Genomic DNA, 15,135 nt, shown 5'->3' on the forward strand with positions numbered 1-15,135 from the left:
GATTTTCGCCCCCGGAACAGGTTCCCGTGGGGCTAGAGTACCAATCGAGCGGTGACGGAGGTCACACCAGGAATGAGGGAGCAAATGACGATCGATCCGGTTCTGACCCGCACCAGCGCCTCACCGATCCGGGACAAGGTGGTGACCGCCGACGAAGCCGTACGCCTCATCCGCAACGGCGACTACCTCGTGGTGGAGGGATTCGCCGGCCAGGGCTACGCGGAAGAACTGGTGCTCGCACTGGAGCGCCGATATCTCGCCAGCGGCAACCCGAAGGATCTCTCGCTCGTGTTCACCGTGGCTCAGGGCGACCGCGGTGATCGCGGCTTCGTCCACCTGTGCCACGACGGCATGCTCAAGCGCTCTATGGGTGGTCACTACGGTATGGCGCCCGCGCTGCAGAAGCTCGCCGTCTCCGGCGGAATCGAGGCCTACAACCTGCCGCAGGGCGTGCTCGCTCAGTTGGTCCGCGATACCGGCGCCGGCAAACCGGGCCTGCTCACCCGGGTGGGCCTGGGCACCTTCGCCGATCCGCGCCTGGGCGGCGGCAAGGTCAACGACATCACCGTCGAGGATCGCGTCCGGATCATGGAGATCGACGGCGAAGAGTATCTGTTCTACAAGGCTTTCGACCGGCTCGACGTCGCCTTTCTTCGCGGTACCACCGCGGATCCCGCGGGCAACGTCACGATGGAGAAAGAATCGCTCACGCTTGAGGCGTTGGAGATCGCGATCGCGGTGCACAACAAGGGTGGCCTCGTGATCGTGCAGGTGGAGCGGATCGCCGAACGCGGGTCGCTGCACCCGCGCGATGTGAAGATCCCCGGCGTTCTGGTCGATTGCGTCGTCCTCGCCACCTCTCCCGAGCGGCACACCCAGTCCTGGGGATCGCAGTACAACCCGAGCATGAGCGGCGAGATCCGCCAGCCCATGTCCCGGGTGGCCGCGATGCCCCTCGATCCTCGCAAGGTGATCGCCCGCCGCGCGGCGATGGAACTGCGCCCCAATTCCGTGGTGAACCTGGGCATCGGGGTGCCGGAGGGGGTCGCCGCCGTCGCGACCGAAGAGGGCATCCTGGACTACCTCACACTGACGGCGGAGCCCGGGGTGATCGGCGGGATGCCCGCCGGTGGAACTGATTTCGGATCGGCGGTCAATCCAGACGCGATCCTCGCACAACCCTCGCAATTCGACTTCTACGACGGTGGTGGCCTGGACGCGGCCTTCCTCGGCCTTGCGCAGGCCGATCAACACGGCAACGTGAACGTCAGCCGCTTCGGCCCGCGGCTCGCAGGCGCCGGCGGATTCATCAACATCAGCCAGAACGCGAAGGCGGTCTACTTCCTCGGCACATTCCTCGCTCCCGCACACACCGAGGTGGTGGACGGAGCCATCGTCACCACGCAGGGACCAGCGGCTCCGAAATTCCTCAAAGACGTCGATCAGCGCACCTTCTCCGGCGAATACGCCGTGCGCAGCGGCCAGCCCGTCATGTTCATCACCGAACGCTGCGTCTTCGTACTCACCGAACGCGGTATGGAACTCACCGAGATCGCACCCGGAGTGGACCTCCAGCGCGATGTTCTGGACCTCATCGAGTTCGAACCGGTCATGGACACGCCACCGGTCACCATGGACGCCAGGATCTTCCGTGACCAGCCGATGGGACTCGGTGATGACTTGCTGACCGTTCCGCTCGAGGCGCGGTTCAGTTACGACGAGAAGCGCAACATCTTCTTCCTCAATCTGGAGGGAATCGCGGTTCGTACCGAAGAAGACATTCAAGGCGCATTCGTCGAGATCGATCAGCGACTCGCGGCCATCGGGCGTCAGGTGAACATGGTGGTCAACTACGACAACTTCTCACTGCCGCCCGAATTGGCGGATAGCTTCGCAGCGTGCGTCCGCACCACGAATCGATACTGTGAGACCGTGACTCGCTATACGACCTCGGCATTCCTCAGGCTCAAACTGGCAGATCATCTTGCCGATCGGGGCCTGGCACCGCATCTCTACGAGAGCCGCGGGGAAGCGATCTCCGCATCCCACTCCCCCGACGGTGGCACCTCCGCATGAGTGGAATCGATCTCACGGCCCAACCCAGCGGCACCGGCTGCCAGGAGTGCGATGCCGCTGGCGGGTGGTGGTTCCATCTTCGGCGCTGCGCCCAGTGCGGGCACGTGGGCTGCTGCGACTCATCACCCAGCAGGCATGCCAGTCGGCACGCCCTGGAGACGGATCACCCGGTGATGCAGAGCTTCGAACCAGGCGAGGACTGGTTCTGGGACTTTCGTACCCAGCTCGTCTTCGAGGGCCCCGATCTGGCAGAACCCACGAGTCATCCCACGGATCAGCCGGCGCCGGGCCCACACGGTCGGGTGCCGGCCGATTGGATGCAGCACCTGAACTGACGGGCCCCGTACCGTCGACGGTGACGCCCGGCCGACGGAAGGGACGACTCGTGGAGCTACCGCCGATGCAGCCCGTCGAATCGAGCGCGATCGAAGCAGCAGGCTACGACCCCGCAGAACAGATCCTGGCCCTCCGATTCACCGGCGGAGCCACCTATCTGTACTACGAGGTCCCGCCAGAGGTCTTCGACGATCTTCTCGCTGCCGAGTCCACGGGGCGGTTCGTCAACGGCATCGTCAAACCGCGCTTCCGCGCCGTCGCACTCTGACGGGCGGACGTCAGCCGGCGACGACGTCGGCCGGGACGTCGGTACGGATGATGTGGTCGAAGGCACTCAGCGCGGCCGTGGCGCCGGCACCTGCGGCGACCACGATCTGCTTGAACGGCACGGTGGTGCAGTCGCCGGCGGCGAACACACCGGGCACCGAGGTGCGGCCCGCCTCATCGACGACGATCTCGCCGCGGGCGCTCAATTCCAGAGTGCCCTCCAGCCACTCGGTGTTGGGCAGCAGGCCGATCTGCACGAAGACCCCGTCCAACTCGAGCGTGTGAGACTCATCGCTGGTGCGGCTCGTGTAGGTGAGGCCGGTGACCTTACCGCCGTCGCCGAGCACCTCGGTGGTCATCGCACTGACGAGGACATCGACGTTGGGCAGGCTGCGCAGCTTGCGCTGGAGCACCTGATCGGCGCGCAGTTCGGAGTCGAACTCGATGAGCGTGACGTGGGAGACGATGCCCGCCAAGTCGATCGCGGCCTCGACACCCGAGTTGCCGCCGCCGATCACGGCAACGCGCTTGCCCTTGAACAGCGGGCCATCGCAGTGCGGGCAGTAGGTGACGCCCTTGTTGCGGTACTCGGCCTCGCCGGGCACGTCCATGGAACGCCACCGGGCGCCCGTGGAAATGACGACGGTGCGCGACTGCAGCGCAGCGCCGCTCGTGAGCTCGACGGAGATCATGCCGGTCGCCTCGTCGCGGCGCAGGTGCGCACCGCGCTGGGTGTTCATGATCTCGACGTCGTACTGGCGCACCTGGTTCTCGAGCTCGGCCGCGAACTTCGGGCCCTCGGTGTAGCTGACCGAGGTGAAGTTCTCGATGGCCATGGTGTCGAGCACCTGGCCGCCGAAGCGCTCGGCGACGATACCGGTGCGAATCCCCTTGCGGGCGGCATACACCGAAGCGGTGGCACCGGAGGGACCGCCGCCCACGACGAGCACGTCGAACGGGTCCTTCTCGGCGAGCGAGGCGGCGGTGCGCTCGGCGGCACCGTCGTCGAGCTTGCCGACGATCTGCTCTAGAGTCATGCGGCCGGAGTCGAACGGCTCGCCGTTGACGAAGACGGTCGGCACGGCCATCACCTGGCGGCTATCGACCTCGTCCTGGAACAGCGAGCCGTCGATCGCGGTGTGCGTGATGCGCGGGTTGAGCACGGACATGAGGTTCAGTGCCTGAACCACGTCCGGGCAATTCTGGCAGGACAGCGAGAAGTAGGTCTCGAAGTGGTAGTCGCCGTCGAGCTCGCGGACCTGCTCCAGCAGCTCGGCGGCCTCCTTCGACGGATGACCACCCACTTGGAGCAGGGCGAGCACGAGCGACGAGAACTCATGCCCCAGAGGAATTCCGGCGAACTGCACCGCGATGTCGGTGCCTGCGCGCCGGATCAGGAACGACGGGGTCCGCGGGTCATCGCCGGTCCGGTCGTGGGTGATGTGCTCGGACATGCCCGCGATCTCGTCGAGCAGCTCCGCGAGTTCGGCCGACTTCGGGCCGTCATCGAGCGTCGAAACCAGCTCGACGGGCATCGTGACGTTCGCGAGCAGGGACTTGAGTTGAGTGGCGAGCGAGGCTTCGAGCATGGTGATCCGTTCCTCCGGAGAAGCGACAGGGATGAAAACGACTGTGGGGCGGGAGGTGAGCCCCGCCCCACAGTCGTGGCGACAAGGCCTTAGATCTTGCCGACGAGCTCCAGCGACGGAGCGAGGGCGTCGGCGCCCTCTTCCCACTTCGCGGGGCAGACCTCGCCGGGGTGCGAGCGCACGTACTGGGCGGCCTTGACCTTGCGGACGAGCTCAGCGGCGTTGCGGCCGATGCCCTCGGCGGTGACCTCGGTGAACTGGACCACGCCGTCGGGGTCGACCAGGAAGGTGCCCCGGTCCGCCAGGCCCTGGCCCTCGCGGAGCACCTCGAAGTCGGTGCTGATCTGCAGGCTCGGGTCACCGATCATGGCGTACTTGATCTTGGCGATGGTGTCCGACGAGGCGTGCCACGCCTTGTGGGTGAAGTGCGTGTCGGTGGAGACCGAGAAGACCTCGACGCCGAGGGACTGCAGCTCCTCATAGTGGTCGGCGAGGTCGCCGAGCTCGGTGGGGCAGACGAAGGTGAAGTCGGCCGGGTAGAAGTAGAAGACGGCCCACTTGCCCTTGATGTCCTCATCGGAGACGGTGACGAAGTTGCCGTCCTTGAATGCCTCGGCGGTGAAGGGCTTGATCTGCTTGTTGATCAGCGACACGTGCTTCCTCGTTTCGTTCGGGTACCTGTTGGGTTCGAATTCGAGGTTAGGTCCGCGCGATTGATTGGACAAATCAATTCGTCCTAGGACATACATCATGTCTGCCTATCATTGCAGGCAGCGGACCTGAGAGGTGGTGATTACACGGGCGTGATTCTCATCACTGTCGCCAGAACTTGACGCGCCAGCGACAGGACCCGCAACGACGATGCCCCGTGCGGGCGGCTACGTCAGTGACGAGCCGGTACGCACCTGAAGTGGCTCGTACAGGTGCGGACCGACGGCCTGGACCATTGCGGTGAACGCAGGCGACGTGGAGTGCGCCGTGAGCGCCTCGGGACTCTCCCACTGCTCGATGAAGAAGAACTCGGACTCGTTCTCGGCGGCGTCGTAGGAGATGCAGCCGGGTTCCTGCCGGACCAGCGGGAGGGCGGTCGCGATCGCCTCGCGTACTGCGGCCCGCCCCTCGGCGGTCGGCTTCACAACGGCGGATACGAGCACTGTCATGGGGTGTCTCCTCAGTGGTCGCGTGTGATCGGGCGTCGTCACGTGCCGTACCCGAACGAATGAGGACCACTGTAGGCCGATGGCGGCGGCGAGTGCCGGTCGCTGCCACGCGATACTCAGGAGTACCCTCTGCCGCTTCGGTTTCCTCGATTGCCGCCCTCAGGCACCAACGACGGTGACGATATCGAAAAAGCCGCCCGGTCTCGCGATATCGCGAGACCGGGCGGCCTTCTGTGGAGCTAAGGGGACTCGAACCCCTGACCCCCACACTGCCAGTGTGGTGCGCTACCAGCTGCGCCATAGCCCCGTATCAAGTTGTTCACCTGCGGTTTCCCGCCCGGAGAACATTACAGGAGGCGCGCACCGGCCACCAAATCGGCAGGTCAGAACCGAAGTCAGGCCATAGCCTGGGTGAGCCAATCGCCCTGGACCTTGAGCAGCTCGCCGTCCTTGACCACAGTCGGAGTACCGGTGCTACCGATCTCCTGCATGAGCTTGCTGCCTGCGGCGGCGTTGGTGGCCGACTCAGCGGTGTACTTGCCGTCGCGGATCGCGGCGATCACATCGGCGGGCAACTCGACCCCCTTCGACTTCGCACCGTCGGCCATCACGGTGGCGAGACCGGCATTGTCGCGGTCACCCGAACCTTCCTGCGGCTGCTGCGCGTACATCGCGCTATGCGCGCCCAGCCACGCCTTCTGCTTCTGGTCGTCGGGCAGTGACGATTTGGCGATCGCCAGAAGGCCGCCGCCGGCACGGTCGGAGTAGTCGCGGGACGGGCTCTGCTGGTTCAGGAACGACAGCATGAAGAACTTGATCTGCAGGCTCCCGTCCTCGATGCCCTTGGTGATCTGCTCGCCGTAATTGCGCTCCATGTTGCCGCAGGCAGGGCAGTAGGGATCCTCGAAGAAGGTCAGCTTGGTCTTGGCGTCGTCCTTGCCGAGCACGAACACCGGGGTCGCGCCATTGATGGCGGCCGTCACCTTGTCAGCCGGCGTGCCCTCCTTCTTACTCAGCAGCAGCACGCCGCCGATCACGACCACGATCACCACCAGGACGGCGATTCCGCCCAACACGTAGGTCATGGTGTTGGACTGCTTCACAGGAACGTATTTGGCGTTCTTACCCTTGCTCACCCCCACACCATAGCGGGACTCGGACTATGAGCAGGTCAAGCGATTATGAAGATAGTGCGTCGTCCACGAGGGCCTTCGCTTCCGCCTGCACCAGGGCCAGATGTTCGGGTCCGCGGAACGACTCGGCATAGATCTTGTAGACGTCCTCCGTACCCGAAGGCCGGGCGGCGAACCAGGCGTTCTCGGTGGTCACCTTCAGGCCGCCGATCGGGGCACCATTGCCGGGGGCTCGGGTGAGGGTCGCGGTGATCGGCTCCCCCGCCAACTCGTCGGCGGCGACCTGCTCCGGGGACAACTTCGCCAGCACCGCCTTCTGTTCCCGATCCGCGGGGGCGTCGATCCTCGCATATGCGGGCACGCCGTACTGCTCGCCGAGCACCGCGAAGTGCTGCGACGGGGTCTTGCCGGTCACGGCCAGGATCTCGGCAGCGAGCAGCGCAAGAATGATGCCGTCCTTGTCGGTGGTCCACACGCCACCGTCGTGCCGGAGGAACGAGGCACCGGCGGACTCCTCGCCGCCGAAGCCGACGCTGCCGTCGAGGAGGCCCGGGACGAACCATTTGAATCCGACGGGAACCTCCAGCAGCGTGCGCTCGCGCTCCGCGACCACTCGGTCGATCATGGACGAGCTGACCAGGGTTTTGCCTACGGCCGCATCGTCGCGCCAGCCCTTACGGGACGCGAAGAGATAGTCGATCGCGACGGCCAAGTAGTGATTCGGGTTCATCAGGCCCCCGTCGGGGGTGACGATGCCGTGCCGGTCCGAGTCGGCGTCGTTGCCGGTCGCGATGTCGAATTGGTCCTTGTTCGCGATGAGCGAGGCCATCGCGTTGGGTGAGCTGCAGTCCATCCGGATCTTGCCGTCGGTGTCGAGGGTCATGAACGCGAACTGCGGGTCGACCGTGGGGTTCACCACCGTCAGGTCCAGGTTGTACCGGTCGCCGATGGCGCCCCAGTAGCCGACCGCGGCGCCGCCGAGTGGGTCGGCCCCGATGCGCACACTCGCGTCACGGATCGTGTCGAGGTGCAGCACCGAGGGCAGGTCGCCTACGTACGAATCGAGGTAGTCGAAGCGGCGCACCACATCCGAGGCGAGTGCGCGGTCGATCGGGATGCGCTTCACCTCGCGCAGGCCGCCGGCCAGAATCTCATTGGCCCGTGCGGCGATCGCGGCGGTGGCGTCGGTGTCGGCGGGGCCGCCGTTGGGCGGGTTGTACTTGAAGCCGCCGTCGGCCGGCGGGTTGTGCGACGGGGTCACGACGATACCGTCGGCCTGCACATCGGTGCGTCCCCGGTTGAAGGTGAGGATGGCGTGGCTCACAGCGGGTGTCGGCGTGTAGCGGTCGTCGAGGTCGATCAGGGTCTCGACGCCATTGGCGGCAAGAACCTCGACGGCGGACTCCCACGCCGGCCCAGACAACAGGTGTGTGTCCTTGGCCAGGAACAGAGGGCCTCGGATCCCCTGGGCGGTGCGGTACTCGACGATGGCCTGAGTAGTGGCCAGGATGTGGTCCTCGTTGAAGCTGCCGTTCAGCGATGTGCCGCGATGGCCCGAGGTCCCGAAGACGACCCGCTGATCGGGGTCTCCAGGGTCCGGATGCTCCGAATGGTATGCCGTATGAACGGCATCGACGTCGATCAGGTCTTCGGGAAGCGCCGGCTGTCCGGCACGCGCATGAGCCATCGGTGTCACCCCTTCATCGAGCGTGGACGTGCTGTTGCAGGTTGCACAACAGCACGTCCAACGTATCCCCGACTCCCGCTCGGCGCGCGGGGAACGAAAGCTAGACGAAGGCCCAGAGGAGCAGCACCATCGCGAAGCCGACCACCGAGAGGATCGTCTCGAGAACAGTCCAGGTCATCAGCGTCTGTTTGACAGTCATGTTGAAGTACTTCGCGACGATCCAGAAGCCACCGTCGTTGACGTGACTGAGGATGATCGAGCCCGCTGAGATGGCGATCACAATCAGGGCGATCTGCGCCTGCGAGTACCCGCCCGACGCCACCGCCTCGCCGATGATCCCGGCGGTCGCGGTGATGGCCACCGTCGCCGACCCCTGCGCGATCCGCAGCGCACAGCTGACCAGGTACGCGGAGACGATGAGCGGCAACCCCAGGTTCGACATCGAATCGGTGAGCGCGGTGCCCACGCCAGTGGCCCGAAGGACCGCACCGAACAGGGCACCTGCACCGACGACGAGCAGGATCATGCCGATCGGCTTGAGCGCATTGCCCGTCATCTCCGCGAGTTGATTGGCGTTGATCCCGCGGCGGATGCCCAGGAGGTAGAAGGCGAGGACGACGGCCAGCGTGAGCGCAATCGCCGGTGTGCCGAAGAACACCAGGATCGAATAGGGCTGCGAGCCCGGTTCGAGGATCACCGACCCGAAGGTGCCGCCCAGGATCAGCAGCATCGGGACGGCGATGATGAAGGCGATCAGGCCCAGCGGCGGCGGGGTCTTGCTGGCGTGTTCCTCCTCGGGGACGAAGTCCTCAGGGACCTCGACGATCACGCGCTTGCCGATCCAGGTGCCCCACACGATGCCGGAGACGAACCAGGCGGGGATGCCGCAGATGATCCCCATCAGGATGATCCAGCCGAGCGAGGTGTGGAGCAGGCCTGCGGCGGCCACTGGTCCGGGGTGCGGAGGCAGGAAGGCGTGTGTCATCGATAGTCCCGCGAGCATGGGCAGCGCGTACATCACCAGGGACTTGCCGCCGCGCTTGGCGCAGACGTACACCAGCGGCGCCAGGATGAAGATGCCGATGTCGAAGAACACCGGAATACCTAGGATGAGACCGGTGACACCCATGGCGAGCGGTGCGCCCTTGGGCCCGAACAGCCGCAGGAGACAGTTGGTGAGAACATCAGCGCCGCCTGATCTTTCGAGCAGGGCGCCCAGGACCGTACCGAGGCCGATGATCGGGGCGATGTGACCGAGGATGCCGCCGAACCCGGTTTCCAGAATCGACTGGGCGGCACCCTTCTGCGGCGATCCGACCAGCTTCTCCACCGAAACGCCGGCCACGAGCGCGAGCCCCACGGACACGATGATCAAGGCGATGAACGGTTCGAGCTTGACCTTGATGATCAGCAACAGCAGCACGGCGATCGAGACCGCCGCCAGGGTCAGCAGCCCGCCGGTATCGTGCTGCAACCATTCAACTACCGAGGACATCGGCGTCTCCTATCCGAGAGCGGCCACGAAACGCGCGGCACGCGTGGTGATATCGGCCCAGTCGCCGGCGGCGACGGTGGCGGGTGGCACGACGGACGTGCCGGCGCAGACGGCGACCGCGCCCGCGTCCAGGAATTCGTGGGCATTGCTCTCGCTGACGCCACCGGACGGTAGCAGGGGCAGTCCCGGGAACGGACCGTGCAGGTCCTTGAGGTAGCCCGGCCCGAAGGCGCGGGCGGGGAAGATCTTCACGGCTACCGAGCCGAGTGCGGCGGCACGTGCCACTTCGGTCGGAGTGAGCGCCCCGAGGAAGACGGGGATGCCGAAGTCGCGCGCGGTCTGCGCGACGTCTTCGTTCACATCGGGGGTCACCAGGAATCGGGCGCCCGCGTTCACCGCGTCCCGGGCCTGCGCCGATGTCCGCACGGTGCCCACCCCGAGGCAGGTTTCGACGACGGTCGCGGCCCGCTCCAGATGGTCGAGCACCCCGGGCGTGGTGAAGGTGAGTTCCACTGTGCGGATGCCGCCGGCGGCGAGCGCCCGGCACAGCGCCGCCGCATCGGGCAGATCGGGAGCGCGGACGACGGTGAGCACGCGGTCGGCGCGGAGATCGTCGAGTAGGGAGGTGGTCACAGGACTCCTTCGTCGGTGAGCCGGAGCGCCCCGCCTGCGCGGGCGCCGGTGAGAGCGCCATCGTCGAGCGCGAGGACGCCGCGCACGAAGACGTGCGAGAAACCCGCGGCAGGTGTCCGCGGAGACTCGTACGTGGCGCGGTCGATCACGGTATCGGGGTCGAACAGTGCCAGGTCGGCGGCGAAGCCCTCGCGGATCAGGCCGCGACGCACCAGTTTCAGTCGGCGGGCGGCCCGGCCGGTGAGGTGGCCGACGCATTCCTCGAGGCTCATCAGCCCCAGATCGCGGCTGTAGTGACCGAGATACCGAGCGAAGGTGCCCCAGCCTCGCGGGTGCGGTTTGGCGCCTACGAGCAGTCCGTCGCTGCCACCGGTATGGGTGCGGTGGCGCATGATCGCGCGCACGTTCTCCTCGTGCCCGACGTGTTGCAGGATGCCGGTGGCGAGCCTGTCGTCGAGCAGGATGCCCACGCACACATCGAACGGATCACGGCCCTCGGCCGTCGCGATCCGACTGATGGTGCACCCCACATACCCGGCCAGTCGCGGATTGCCGACGCCACTGATTTCAATGGTGTCCCACTCGGCGGTCACACCATGGCAGCCGTCGGAGCCGCTGTGTTCCAGGTGTTCCCGGATCCGGACCAACGCCTCGGGATCGCGTAGCCTGCCGAGGACGGCATCAGTTCCGCCGGCCGCGACCCAGCTGGGCAGAATCGCCGAGAGTGTGGTGGCACCGGGAAGGTACGGGTACGTGTCCAGGCTGATGTCGGCGCCGTCGGCGATCGCCGCGTCGAGCAGTTCCAGAAGCTCCGGGCCGCGCCCCTTGTTCGGCCCGAAGTTCAGGGTCGCGTGCGCGAGGTGCAGCGGGCAGCCGGTAGCAAGAGAGAGATCGATCATCTCCCGGTAGGCGTCCATCGCGCCCGCTCCGTACCTGCGGTGGTGGGGCGAGAAGTAGCCGCCGTGCCGCGCAGTGGTGCGCAGCAACGCATCCAGTTCGGCGCCGTCTGCGTACATGGCCGGGGTGTAGGTGAGGCCGGTCGAGAGTCCCACGGCCCCCTCGCGAAGCCCCTGCGTCAGGATCTCCTGCATCCGTACCACCTCGGACGGGGTCGCGACGCCGTCGTCGAAGCCCCGCGTGAGTGCACGCAGGAGGCCGTGCGGCACGAGATAGGCGAGGTTGGTCGCGGTGCCCGCCTCATCAAGCCGGTCCAGGTACTCGCCCACGGTGCGCCAGGAGAAGTCGAAGTCGTCCGGATCGGTGTTCCAGCCGGCGATCTGCTTCCGCACCGCGGCGAGCGTCTCGTCGGTCACCGGCGCATAGCTCAGGCCGTCCTGGCCGATCACCTCACAGGTGACGCCCTGGGTGATCCAGGACGGATGCGCGGGGTTGAGGAGAACCTGAAGGTCCGAATGCGCATGCATGTCGATGAAACCAGGGGTGAGCACCAGCCCGTCGGCATCGATCACTCGATGCGCCGCGCCCACGTCGGCGCCGATGGCGGCGATAGCGCCATCGGTGACGGCCACGTCGGCGGTGTACCGCGGCGTCTCGGTGCCGTCGATCACGGCGGCACCGCGGATCACGAAGTCGTGCATGAGGTTCCCGTAATCAGAAGTAGGTGGAGATGACATCGACCACGATCGGATCGGTCGCGTCGTCGGCGACGACCGGGATCACCCTCCATTTGTCGAAGACGGTGCACGGATGACTGAGACCCAGCCGGACGACGTCGCCAACCTGGAGCGGGTCGTCCGCGCGAAGGCGGAGGAACGCGTGCTGGTCGTTGACGGCGGAGATCTCGGCGCTCAGGGGGCGCGGCTCCTCCCCCAGGTTGCCCGCCGCGGCCTGCGGCTCGGGCAGTCCCTCGTCGAACGAGACGTCGCGTCGACCAACGTCCAGGAGCGCGAGCCCGGGTTCCGGCCGGGATATGACGCGGGCCCAGATGTGCATGGCGGAGCGCAGTTCCGGTGCGCCGGCCTCGCGTCCCGACGGCGTGATGAACCGGTAGAAGCCGTCGTCGTGGATGATGTACGCCCCGGATCGGACGACCACGCGCGCGCCCTCGACTCCGCCGAGCACGGCGGCGACGCGATCGAAGTAGGCGCTTCCGCCCGCGGAGAGCACGATCCGACCCTCCGGGTACAGGGGGCGGAGTCGTTCGTGCAGGGCGAGAATGTTGTTCAGGTATTCATCGACAGCGGCGAGAGATGCGGCGGAGGTGTCGTGCGCGAAGGCGCCCTCGTAGCCGGTGACGCCGCCCAGGCGCAGCCGGTCGGACGCGGCGACCCGCTCGCCGGTCGCGTAGGCGTCGTCGATCGAGCGAGCCCCGGTGCGGCCGCCGGGGCCACCGAGTTCGACGAGCACCGTGGGCTGTCGGACGGCACCCGCGAGTCCGCGCTCCAGGGCGTCGACGGTGCTCGGACCGTCGGCCCACAGCGTCACGGCCAACTCCGGGTCCGCATCGAGTGCGGCACCCAGCCAGCGCAGTCCGGCGGGATCGGCGATGGCGTTGGCCACGTGCAGATCCCGGAATCCGGCGGCGACCGCGACCTGGAGCTGTGGCAGATTGGCGACGGTGATGGCGGTGCAACCGGCGTCGAGCTGGTCCTGCCACAGCGCGGGCGCCATCGTGGTCTTACCGTGCGGCTCGAGGTCGAGATCGTGGGCAGCCGTCCACCGGGCGAATTCGGCCACGTTGCGATCCATCGCCGCGCGATCGAGCACCAGAACCGGGGTCGAGAGATCACTCAAGCGCGGTCCACGCGCCAGGAACTCCGCCCGGTCGAGACCGTCGGCCCACGCCGGGACAGCCTTGTCGACCATGCTCAGAGTGTCTGGTCGCGCCCCGATCCCCCTGCTCATCGACTTCCCCAATCTGCTATGTTGCGTATATTGCAATCACTGTTGCGTGATGCGTGTCACAGACGGTAGCATCGGGCGCAGCACCTGCACAACCACTGAAACCGGAGGCGTGGTGACGGAACCACTGATCGCGTGCGTCGGCGAACCGCTGGCACTGGTCGCGGTCGGCGACCTCGATGCATCCGCACCGTCGATGCACACCGGTGGGGCCGAAGCCAACGTGGCGACCGGTATCGCCGCGCTCGGAACGGCGGCCGCCTTCATCGGCCGCGTGGGTGGCGATCGTGAGGGCGCCCGAATCATCGACCACTTGCGCTCACACGCCGTGGACGTGGCCGCGGTCGAGGCCGACCCCACCGCGTTCACCGGCCGCTACGCCAAGACCGAAGGCGTCGACGAAGCCGGGGAACCGGTCACCGCCAGCACCTACCGGCGCGCAGGATCCGCTGCGTCCGCCATGACCTCGCGCTTCCTCGACGAGCCAGTGGTCGCCGACGTCCTTCGCCGGGCGACGCTCGTGCACACCTCCGGCATCACCGCGGCTCTATCGCCCGGATGCGCAGATCTGGTCACTGCACTGCTCCGCGATCGCCACGGTGTGACGGGCACCGTCACCTTCGATATCAACTGGCGCGAACAGCTGTGGCCGGCAGGTGATCCGACCCTCGTCATCGACCTCGCGCGCAGTGCGGACGTGGTTCTGGTCGGATCCGATGAGGCCGAACGAGTGCTGGGCACCGGCGATCCGGCGCACGTGCGCCACGCTCTCCCCGAACCCCACACCGTCGTGGTCAAGGACGGCGCCGCGCGCGCCGTGGCCCTCTCCCGAGACGGAATGCAGACCGCGGTTCCCGCGCTCACCGTCGAGGTGGTCGAGCCGGTGGGAGCCGGCGACTCGTTCGCCGCGGGATTCCTCAACGGCCTCGCCCACGGCGAGGATCTCCGGACCTGCCTGCGCCGCGGCCACGCGGGCGCCGCAGCGACCCTCACGGTCCGTGCGGATTTCGCACTGTTGCCGACGGAGGCGCTTCACGCTCTGCTCACCTGTGACGACGAGACCTGGGCGTGCGCGCAGGTCGGTCCGGATGGCGTACGCGTGGGCGGCACGACGTTCCCGCCACCGTCGGAAAGTGGGACCGCATGAGCCAGAGCCTGACTCGCGCTCTCGATATCCTCACCCTGCTGGGCGAGGGACCGGCCTCGCTCGACGACCTCGCGGACTCGCTCGGAGTACATAAGACCACCGTGCTGCGCCTGCTGCGACCACTCGTCGATGCCCGCTTCGCGTATCACGATGAGCAGCATCGCTATCACCTCGGATCTCGCGTGTTCGACCTGGCGGCACGAGCTTCCGAGCAGCGCAGCATCCGCAGCATCGCCGCACCGCACCTGATCGCCTTCAACCGTGAGTACGGGCGGACCACTCATCTCGCGGCGCGCGAGGGCGATGCGGTCGTGTACATCGACAAACTCGAATCACGCGATCTGATCCGGATGTACTCCCGCGTCGGCATGGAGGCGAACCTCAATTCCAGTGCCGTGGGCAAACTTCTCCTGGCCTCGCTGCCGGATGCAGAACTGAAGCCGATCGTCGCGACCATGGACTTCACCCGCCGCACCGCCAACACGATCGTCACCCCTCAGGAGTATCTGGCGGAGATCGCGCGCGTGCGGGAACAGGACTGGGCGACGGACCGCGAGGAGAACGAGCCTTCGATCAACTGCATCGGGGCTCCGGTCCGGGATGCCTCCGGTACAACCGTGGCCGCGGTGTCGGTATCGGTACCCGATGTGGTGCTGCCTTTCGAAGACCTACTCGATCTGCTGGACCCGCTGCGCGCGACGTGCGCGGCCATTTCCGCGGACTGCGGCTACCGACCGCGCTGAGAACCTC

The 15,135-nt window shown here is 66.7% G+C and carries 14 protein-coding genes and 1 tRNA gene; 5 read left to right on the forward strand and 10 right to left on the reverse strand.

Annotated features, from left to right (window positions below):
• Positions 1-84: 84 nt before the first annotated feature.
• Genes TPAU_RS14990 through TPAU_RS15000 form a run of 3 tightly spaced genes read left to right on the forward strand, consistent with a single transcriptional unit; the run spans position 85 to position 2,680 of the window.
• On the forward strand, positions 85-2,076 hold the full coding sequence (locus tag TPAU_RS14990) for an acyl CoA:acetate/3-ketoacid CoA transferase (RefSeq protein ID WP_013127603.1): 1,992 nt from the start codon (positions 85-87) through the stop codon (positions 2,074-2,076).
• Positions 2,073-2,411, forward strand: coding sequence for a UBP-type zinc finger domain-containing protein (locus TPAU_RS14995; RefSeq protein WP_013127604.1), 339 nt, complete (start codon positions 2,073-2,075; stop codon positions 2,409-2,411). The genes TPAU_RS14990 and TPAU_RS14995 overlap by 4 nt, the downstream gene beginning before the upstream one ends.
• Before the next feature lie 50 nt (positions 2,412-2,461).
• Complete coding sequence (locus TPAU_RS15000) at positions 2,462-2,680, forward strand: KTSC domain-containing protein (protein ID WP_218022111.1); 219 nt, start codon at positions 2,462-2,464, stop codon at positions 2,678-2,680.
• Between the two features lie 10 nt (positions 2,681-2,690).
• Here TPAU_RS15000 and ahpF read toward each other — a convergent pair whose 3' ends face one another.
• The 10 genes from ahpF to TPAU_RS15050 all read right to left on the reverse strand — a co-directional run bounded on the left by ahpF (position 2,691) and on the right by TPAU_RS15050 (position 13,202).
• On the reverse strand, positions 2,691-4,268 hold the full coding sequence (gene ahpF, locus TPAU_RS15005; protein WP_013127606.1) for an alkyl hydroperoxide reductase subunit F: 1,578 nt from the start codon (positions 4,266-4,268) through the stop codon (positions 2,691-2,693).
• Positions 4,269-4,357: 89 nt separating this feature from the next.
• Positions 4,358-4,921, reverse strand: coding sequence for an alkyl hydroperoxide reductase subunit C (gene ahpC / locus TPAU_RS15010; protein WP_013127607.1), 564 nt, complete (start codon positions 4,919-4,921; stop codon positions 4,358-4,360).
• 225 nt (positions 4,922-5,146) lie between these two features.
• Complete coding sequence (locus TPAU_RS15015; protein ID WP_013127608.1) at positions 5,147-5,428, reverse strand: putative quinol monooxygenase; 282 nt, start codon at positions 5,426-5,428, stop codon at positions 5,147-5,149.
• Between the two features lie 234 nt (positions 5,429-5,662).
• Positions 5,663-5,735 (reverse strand) — tRNA-Ala (locus TPAU_RS15020).
• Positions 5,736-5,823: 88 nt separating this feature from the next.
• Positions 5,824-6,564, reverse strand: a complete 741-nt coding sequence (locus tag TPAU_RS15025) for a DsbA family protein (RefSeq protein ID WP_147291098.1) — start codon at positions 6,562-6,564, stop codon at positions 5,824-5,826.
• 43 nt (positions 6,565-6,607) lie between these two features.
• Entirely contained in the window at positions 6,608-8,248 is a 1,641-nt protein-coding gene (pgm, locus tag TPAU_RS15030; RefSeq protein WP_013127610.1) for a phosphoglucomutase (alpha-D-glucose-1,6-bisphosphate-dependent), read from the reverse strand.
• A gap of 100 nt (positions 8,249-8,348) precedes the next feature.
• The gene (locus TPAU_RS15035; RefSeq protein WP_013127611.1) at positions 8,349-9,743 is read right to left on the reverse strand and encodes a GntP family permease; all 1,395 of its coding nucleotides are present in this window, start codon (positions 9,741-9,743) and stop codon (positions 8,349-8,351) included.
• A 9-nt stretch (positions 9,744-9,752) separates the two neighbouring features.
• Positions 9,753-10,376 carry a bifunctional 4-hydroxy-2-oxoglutarate aldolase/2-dehydro-3-deoxy-phosphogluconate aldolase gene (locus TPAU_RS15040; RefSeq protein WP_013127612.1) on the reverse strand — a complete coding sequence of 208 codons (624 nt, stop codon included), beginning with the start codon at positions 10,374-10,376 and terminating at the stop codon, positions 9,753-9,755.
• On the reverse strand, positions 10,373-11,974 hold the full coding sequence (locus TPAU_RS15045; RefSeq protein WP_013127613.1) for an N-acyl-D-amino-acid deacylase family protein: 1,602 nt from the start codon (positions 11,972-11,974) through the stop codon (positions 10,373-10,375). The genes TPAU_RS15040 and TPAU_RS15045 overlap by 4 nt, the downstream gene beginning before the upstream one ends.
• A gap of 13 nt (positions 11,975-11,987) precedes the next feature.
• Positions 11,988-13,202: a type III PLP-dependent enzyme domain-containing protein gene (locus TPAU_RS15050; protein ID WP_245537799.1), complete on the reverse strand. Its 1,215-nt coding sequence runs from the start codon at positions 13,200-13,202 to the stop codon at positions 11,988-11,990.
• Between the two features lie 151 nt (positions 13,203-13,353).
• Between TPAU_RS15050 and TPAU_RS15055 the strand changes: the two genes are divergently transcribed.
• Together TPAU_RS15055 and TPAU_RS15060 are read left to right on the forward strand one after the other, a co-directional pair.
• Positions 13,354-14,385 carry a sugar kinase gene (locus TPAU_RS15055; RefSeq protein WP_013127615.1) on the forward strand — a complete coding sequence of 344 codons (1,032 nt, stop codon included), beginning with the start codon at positions 13,354-13,356 and terminating at the stop codon, positions 14,383-14,385.
• Positions 14,382-15,128: an IclR family transcriptional regulator gene (locus TPAU_RS15060; RefSeq protein WP_013127616.1), complete on the forward strand. Its 747-nt coding sequence runs from the start codon at positions 14,382-14,384 to the stop codon at positions 15,126-15,128. The genes TPAU_RS15055 and TPAU_RS15060 overlap by 4 nt, the downstream gene beginning before the upstream one ends.
• The last annotated feature ends 7 nt before the right edge of the window (positions 15,129-15,135 follow it).

This window comes from Tsukamurella paurometabola DSM 20162 (genome assembly GCF_000092225.1).
GTDB lineage: Bacteria > Actinomycetota > Actinomycetes > Mycobacteriales > Mycobacteriaceae > Tsukamurella > Tsukamurella paurometabola.

Coding starts and splice junctions, on each gene's coding strand:
- ahpF (WP_013127606.1), bottom strand. CDS start 4,268: ATGCTCGAAGCCTCGCTCGCCACTCAACTCAAGTCCCTGCTCGCGAAC.
- TPAU_RS15050 (WP_245537799.1), bottom strand. CDS start 13,202: ATGGTCGACAAGGCTGTCCCGGCGTGGGCCGACGGTCTCGACCGGGCG.
- TPAU_RS15060 (WP_013127616.1), top strand. CDS start 14,382: ATGAGCCAGAGCCTGACTCGCGCTCTCGATATCCTCACCCTGCTGGGC.
- TPAU_RS15015 (WP_013127608.1), bottom strand. CDS start 5,428: ATGACAGTGCTCGTATCCGCCGTTGTGAAGCCGACCGCCGAGGGGCGG.
- pgm (WP_013127610.1), bottom strand. CDS start 8,248: ATGGCTCATGCGCGTGCCGGACAGCCGGCGCTTCCCGAAGACCTGATC.
- TPAU_RS15035 (WP_013127611.1), bottom strand. CDS start 9,743: ATGTCCTCGGTAGTTGAATGGTTGCAGCACGATACCGGCGGGCTGCTG.
- TPAU_RS14995 (WP_013127604.1), top strand. CDS start 2,073: ATGAGTGGAATCGATCTCACGGCCCAACCCAGCGGCACCGGCTGCCAG.
- TPAU_RS14990 (WP_013127603.1), top strand. CDS start 85: ATGACGATCGATCCGGTTCTGACCCGCACCAGCGCCTCACCGATCCGG.
- TPAU_RS15045 (WP_013127613.1), bottom strand. CDS start 11,974: ATGCACGACTTCGTGATCCGCGGTGCCGCCGTGATCGACGGCACCGAG.